The organism is Antarcticirhabdus aurantiaca, assembly GCF_009765365.1.
GTDB lineage: Bacteria > Pseudomonadota > Alphaproteobacteria > Rhizobiales > Rhizobiaceae > Antarcticirhabdus > Antarcticirhabdus aurantiaca.
Map to the genome: position 1 here is coordinate 93,289 of NZ_VTOM01000025.1, position 6,628 is coordinate 99,916.

3 protein-coding genes are annotated in these 6,628 nt (G+C 67.9%); 2 read left to right on the top strand and 1 reads right to left on the bottom strand.

Annotated features, from left to right (window positions below; translation table 11 throughout):
• Positions 1–58 precede the first annotated feature (58 nt).
• Complete coding sequence (locus tag FZN60_RS23940) at positions 59–1,285, bottom strand: aq_1923 C-terminal domain (protein ID WP_158876032.1); 1,227 nt, start codon at positions 1,283–1,285, stop codon at positions 59–61.
• Positions 1,286–1,568: 283 nt separating this feature from the next.
• Here FZN60_RS23940 and parC point away from each other — a divergent pair, with 283 nt between their 5' ends.
• Both parC and FZN60_RS23950 read left to right on the top strand, forming a co-directional pair.
• Positions 1,569–3,824 (top strand): DNA topoisomerase IV subunit A, encoded by a 2,256-nt coding sequence (parC, locus tag FZN60_RS23945; RefSeq protein ID WP_158876033.1) that lies wholly within the window; start codon positions 1,569–1,571, stop codon positions 3,822–3,824.
• 543 nt (positions 3,825–4,367) lie between these two features.
• Complete coding sequence (locus tag FZN60_RS23950; protein ID WP_158876034.1) at positions 4,368–6,209, top strand: ABC transporter ATP-binding protein; 1,842 nt, start codon at positions 4,368–4,370, stop codon at positions 6,207–6,209.
• Positions 6,210–6,628: the final 419 nt, after the last annotated feature.

The window sequence follows — 6,628 nt, forward strand, 5'->3', positions numbered from 1 at the left end:
CGAAAACGGCGGGCCGATCGGCCCGCCGCAAGATCTTTCGCTCGGGACGAACGTTGCGTCAGTTGCCGCCGGCTTGGTTGGCGGTCACGTCGAGCTGCAGGACGTTCGGCAGCGTCTGCGGAGCGCCCATGGCCGCGCCGATGATCTGCGTCGCCGGAACCGGGTTCGCCGGCTCGATCGCGATCCGCAGGCTCTTCGGATCCTGGAGGAAGGTGGACACGGCGGTCTCCACCTTGGTCTGGAACTCCGGATTGTTCAGCGAGGCGAGCATGGCCGGAACCATCTGGCCGAGCTGCGCGACGAAGGTCGCCCGATCGGCGTCGTTCTGCTTGGCGAAGTAATCGAGGAGCTTATTCGTGAGCGACGCATCCTCGAAGGAGAGGACAGCGGAGTCGAGGTAGAGCTGCGAGATGAGGCCCATCATCGCCATGCCCGCGGCCGAGTTGTCCTGCGGATTGGCGGCCATCTGCGCCTGGGTCTGCTTCATCGACTCGATGAAGGCCGGCGTGTAGCCGGAAATGGCGTAGGTGAAGCTGAGATTGCCGGCATCCGCGACGTTGATGTCGAACGGGTCGAGCGACAGGACGCCTGTCTGCGGGTTCCAGTCGGCCTGGCCGGAGATCGACCCCGCGAGCTTCTCGTAGCCGATCTCGCGCAGCGTCTTGATGCCTTCCTCGTCCGCCGGGGCGGAGGCGAAGTCGGCGTTGAAGGTGCCGAAGTTGAAGGCCGAGGAGAAGCTGCCGTCGTCGTTGATCGTGTTGTCGATCTTGGCGTCGCTCAGCGAGAAGACCGGCTTGCCGCCTTCCTCGATGTTGACGCTCTGGATCGCGGCGGACTCGAAGAAGAGCGGCGAGAGCTTCTTGACCTCGGGAACCGGATCGCTCGGCTGCGTGCCGGCGAGCTCGAGGCCGGTGATCGCCATGCCCTTGACCTGGCCACGGGTGCCGTCGGTGGTCTCGTCGATGTCGGCGAAGGGCACGGACTCGGCGCGCCAGCCTTCCTCGGTGGAGCCGCTGACTTCCTTGAACGTCACGTCGATCTTCTGCTGCGCAGCGGCCGGGTCGGCGGCGGGCTGGTCGAAGCGGAAGCCCGTCAGCGTGACGTCGGCGCCCGAGATCGTGGCGCCGTCGAAGGCGATGGGAATTCCCTGCTCGGCTGCAACGGCCTTCAAGCGCTCCGCGAAGGCGGTGGCTTCCTCCTGGCTGTCGATGTTCTGGGCCCAGACCGGCGAGGCGCCGAGGAGCAGGAAGCCGGTGAGGGCGGCATAGGACGTCTTGGCAAGCATCAACTAAAACCTTTCGGGATGCGCCACGGCGCATGGTGTCTTGCACGGTCCGACGGAGCGCTCGGTGTTGCACCGGCGCAACGAAGGACCCGCGGCTTACGCGACTTCAACCGACGCTTCAAGGCAGGCCGTTCCGCGGCTCACCCGATGGTTATCCGAATTCCGCAAGCTTCCAGATCTTGGAACGTCTTGCGCCGCTTCCCCAACGTCGCGGCCAGCCCAGGTGCGCCCAGTGCCATGTTCTGGTCTTGTTCCGGCAAGCTTCGGCGCTTACAAGGAGGGCATGTCAAAGACCAGCGATCCGCCGTCCGACGGCGGCCACATCGAACAGATCGACCTCAAGGCGGCGCTCGAGGAGCGCTACCTCGCCTATGCGCTGTCCACCATCATGGGCCGCGCGCTGCCGGACGTGCGCGACGGGCTGAAGCCGGTCCACCGGCGCATCGTCCACGCCATGCGGGTGCTCAAGCTCGACCCGGGCGAGGGCTACAAGAAGTGCGCCCGCATCGTCGGCGACGTGATGGGCAAGTTCCACCCGCACGGCGACGCCTCGATCTACGACGCGCTGGTGCGCCTCGCGCAGGACTTCGCCATCCGCTACCCGATCGTCGACGGGCAGGGGAATTTCGGCAATATCGACGGCGATCCGGCCGCGGCCATGCGCTACACCGAAGCGCGCATGACCGACGTGGCGACGCTGCTGCTGCGCGGCATCGACGAGGACGCGGTCGACTTCAAGCCGACCTACAACGAGGAGGAGGAGGAGCCGGTCGTCCTTCCCGGCGCCTTCCCGAACCTTCTCGCCAACGGCTCGTCCGGCATCGCCGTCGGCATGGCGACCTCGATCCCGCCGCACAACGCGGCCGAGATCTGCGACGCCGCGCTCAAGCTCATCGAGGCGCCGGACACCGACCTCGACGGGCTGCTCCGCTTCGTCCAGGGGCCGGACTTTCCGACCGGGGGCGTCGTCGTCGACAGCCGTGCGATCATCCGCGAGGCCTACGCGACGGGGCGCGGCTCGTTCCGCGTGCGCGCGCGATGGGAGAAGGAGGATCAAGGGCGGGGAACCTGGGTCGTCGTCGTCACCGAGATCCCCTACCAGGTGCAGAAGTCGAAGCTGATCGAGAAGATCGCCGAGCTCCTGACGGCCAAGAAGCTGCCGCTCCTCGCCGACATCCGCGATGAATCGGCCGAGGACGTGCGCATCGTCCTGGAGCCCAAGAGCCGCACCGTCGACCCCGAACTCCTGATGGAGTCGATGTTCCGCACCACCGACCTCGAGTCTCGCGTGCCGCTGAACATGAACGTGCTCTCCGGCGGCAAGGTGCCGAACGTCCTCTCGCTGAAGGAGGTGCTGGTCGAATGGCTGGCGCACCAGCGCGAGGTGCTCCAGCGCCGCACCCGGCATCGGCTGGCGGCCATCGACCGGCGGCTGGAGATCCTGGCCGGCTACATCACCGTCTTCCTCAACATCGACGAGGTCATCCGGATCATCCGCGAGGAGGACGAGCCGAAGGCCGAGCTGATGCGGGTCTTCACGCTCACCGACGTCCAGGCCGAAGCCGTCCTGAACCTTCGCCTGCGCTCGCTGCGCAAGCTCGAGGAGATGGAGCTGCGGCGCGAGTTCGACGCGCTGACGGCGGAGAAGGCGGAGAAGGAAGCGCTGCTCGGCTCCGACGAGCGGCAGTGGCAGGCTGTCGCGGGCGAGATCCGCAGCGTGCGCGAGGCCTTCTCGAAGAAGACCGCGCTCGGGCGCCGACGCACGCTGTTCTCCGACGCGCCCGCGCGCAACCTCGACGACATCGCCGAAGCGCTGATCGAGCGCGAGCCGGTGACGGTGGTGCTGTCCAAGAAGGGATTCCTGCGCGCGATGAAGGGGCACCTCGCCGAATTCGCGGGGCTGACCTTCCGCGAGGGCGACGCGCTCGGCCTCGCCTTCCACGCCATGACGACGGACAAGATCCTGTTCCTGTCCTCGGGCGGGCGTGCCTATACGCTCGGCGCCGACAAGCTGCCGAGCGGGCGCGGGCAGGGTGAGCCGATCCGCCTCGCCTTCGAGCTGGAGGACAACCAGGACATCGTGACGGGCTTCGTCGCCGATCCGGCGGGGCGGCGGCTGCTCGTCGCCAGCGACGGCTCGGGCTTCCTCGTGAAGGAAGCCGAGATGCTGGCCGGCACTCGCAAGGGCAAGCAGATGATGAACGTCGCCGATCCCGTTCGGCTGGTTCTCGCGGTGCCCGCGCCGATGGGGGCCGACTCGATCGCGACGGTCGGCGAGAACCGCAAGATGCTTGTCTTCCCGCTCGCTCAGGTCGCCGAGATGGCGCGGGGCAAGGGCGTGCGCCTCCAGCGCTACAAGGACGGCGGCGTTTCCGACGCCCGCGTCTTCGCGATGAGCGACGGCCTGACGTGGCGCGACACCGCCGGGCGCGCGTTCACGCGCGGCGCGGACGAACTGACCGAATGGCGCGGCAACCGCGCGGAGGCGGGTCGGCTGGTGCCGAAGGGCTTCCCGAAGTCCGGCAAGTTCGACGGGTAGGCTGCTGCATCGCTACGATGCCGAAAGAGGCGCTGTTCCCCTCGCCCGCTTGCGGGAGAGGGTGCCGAGCGCAGCGAGGCAGGTGAGGGTGTCGGCCGCGCAAGCGGCCAGCAAACGACTCGCGACGCTGGCGTGATGAGCCACCCTCATCCCCCTGCCGGGACCTTCTCCCGCCAGCGGGAGAAGGGAACCGACCCGCCACCGTCCCCGCCGCGCAACTTTCGCGTTCATCGCGCGCGAAAATGCCGCATGCGCTCTTGGCAGGCCGTTCTTCTTCGTTTACCAAGGCAACCTCTACGATACTCCGGACTCGGGAGGGCACATGACATCCATGTTCGTCGCTGCGATGTTCTTTGCCGACTCCCCGCGGGCCGGCGTCGGGGCCTGACATCACCCCATCGATGCGCCGCGCCGTCTTGGCCCGGCATCGTTCGCTCCCTTTCGTGATCGCACCGTCCGCCTGATTGCCCGCGACTCGTCGCGTGGCTCGCGGCGTGCCGTTCGGAGATGCGCCGCAGGAAAGCCGCGGCGTTCATGTCGTTAATGACCCAACGTTCCCACAAGGCCGGCGCCTTCCGCGCCGTGCTCCGCTATTCCTTCGGCCTCTGGCGGCGGCAGGCGCTGCTCGCCTCCGGCATCGCCGGCGGCATGGTGCTCGCGACGCTGGCCGAAGTGCTGACGCCGCTCTTCGCCGGCCGGCTCGTCGACGCCGTCGCTTCTGCGGCGAGCGCCGGCGTGATCGACGAGGCGGCGAAAGCCCAAGCCTTCACCGCCTTCGCGGCGATGGCGGGGCTGGCGCTCATCGCGGTGATCCTACGCCATGCCGTCTTCACCGGCGTCATCTACTTCACGCTTCGCATGATGGGCGAGGTGGTGCGCAGCGCCTTCGGGCGCGTCCAGCGCTTCTCGACGGACTGGCACGCCAACAGCTTCGCCGGCTCGACGGTGCGCAAGGTCACGCGCGGCATGTGGGCGCTCGACCTCCTCAACGACACGCTGCTGGTCGCGCTCCTGCTCTCGGCGGTCATGCTCATCGGCTCGACGCTGCTGCTCGGCTGGTACTGGCCCTCGATGGGCCTGCTGATCGCGGTGGGCTCGCTCGCCTATCTCGGCGTCGTGGCTGTCCTGTCGCTGCGCTACGTCGCGCCGGCGGCGAGCCTCGCCAACGGCTGGGACACGAAGCTCGGCGGCTCGCTGGCCGATGCCGTCTCGTGCAACGCCGTCGTGAAGGCCTTCGGCGCGGAAACGCGCGAGGAGGCACGGCTCGACCGCGTGATGGACAAGTGGCGCGCGCGCACGCTTCGCACCTGGCAGCGCGGCAACGTCAACGGCACGACGCAGGGGCTGATGCTGCTGGCGCTCCGCGTCGCCATCCTGGCGCTGGCGCTGCACCTCTGGCTGGAGGGACAGGCGAGCGCGGGCGACGTCGCCTTCGTGCTGACCACCTTCTTCGTCCTGCAGGGCTACCTGCGCGAGATGGGCATGCACCTGCGCAACCTCCAGCGCTCGATCAACGACATGGAGGAGCTGGTCGAGATGGAGGCGGCGCCGGTCGGCGTCGAGGATCGGCCGGGCGCGAAGCCGATCGCGATCGCTCGCGGCGGCATCGTCTTCGACCGGGTGTCGTTCCAGTACGGGCGGCACGCGACGCCGCTCTACCACGACCTGTCGCTGGAGATCCCGGCGGGCGAGCGCGTCGGGCTCGTCGGCCATTCCGGCTCGGGCAAGACGACCTTCGTCAAGCTCATCCAGCGGCTCTACGACGTGACGGGCGGGCGCATCCTGATCGACGGGCAGGACATCGCCGGCGTCACCCAGGCGTCGCTCCGCTCGCAGATCGCGATCGTGCAGCAGGAGCCGATCCTGTTCCACCGCTCGCTCGCCGAGAACATCGCCTATGCGCGGCCCGGTGCATCGATGGCCGAGATCGAGCGGGCGGCCGAGCGGGCCGGGGCGCACGAGTTCATCGCGCGCCTGCCGCGGGGCTATGGCACGCTCGTCGGCGAACGGGGCGTGAAGCTCTCGGGGGGCGAGCGCCAGCGCGTGGCGATCGCGCGAGCGTTCCTGGCGGACGCGCCGATCCTGATCCTGGACGAGGCGACGTCGAGCCTCGATTCGGAATCGGAAACGGTGATCCAGCGCTCCATGGCGGCGCTGATGGAGGGGCGCACGGCCATCGTCGTCGCGCACCGCCTGTCCACCGTTCGGGCACTCGACCGGCTCCTCGTCTTCGACCGCAGCCGCATCGCGGAAGAAGGCACCCACGCCACCCTCGTCGCCAAGCCCGGCGGCATCTACCGCAACCTCTTCGAGCGCCAGGCGCTGGAACTGGTGCAGGGGCTGCCGGACGCGCAGGCGGAGGTGGCGCGGATGAAGCGGGCGTGACGACGTAGCTGCAAAGGCGGGGGCGCCCCAGATGCGGTCGCCCCCATCCCTGATGCCACCCTCTCCTCCGTCTCGTCCTCGCTTGGCACGAGCGCAGTACGAGTCCGGATACAGACCCGGAACGGTCCAGCCCTTCGAAGATGTTCATAACGATCTTGAGTTGAAATCGATCGTTTGAGAAGTCGCATTGCAAAAGGCTTGATCTCGCGCAATCAGATGACAATGGACATGATCTATCGCATTCCCGGCAGCTTCGAGACCGCGCGATATCATCTACGTCGCGTGACACCCGAAGGTCGTGTCCCTTGGCGTGGTGTAGCTCGCGAAGGGCCACCACGGTTGCCGGCTTGGGCCGGGCAGATCAGACTGCGAGGGTTGGCAGGCTGACGAGGGGATCATCGCCGATCGGGGCGATGCTT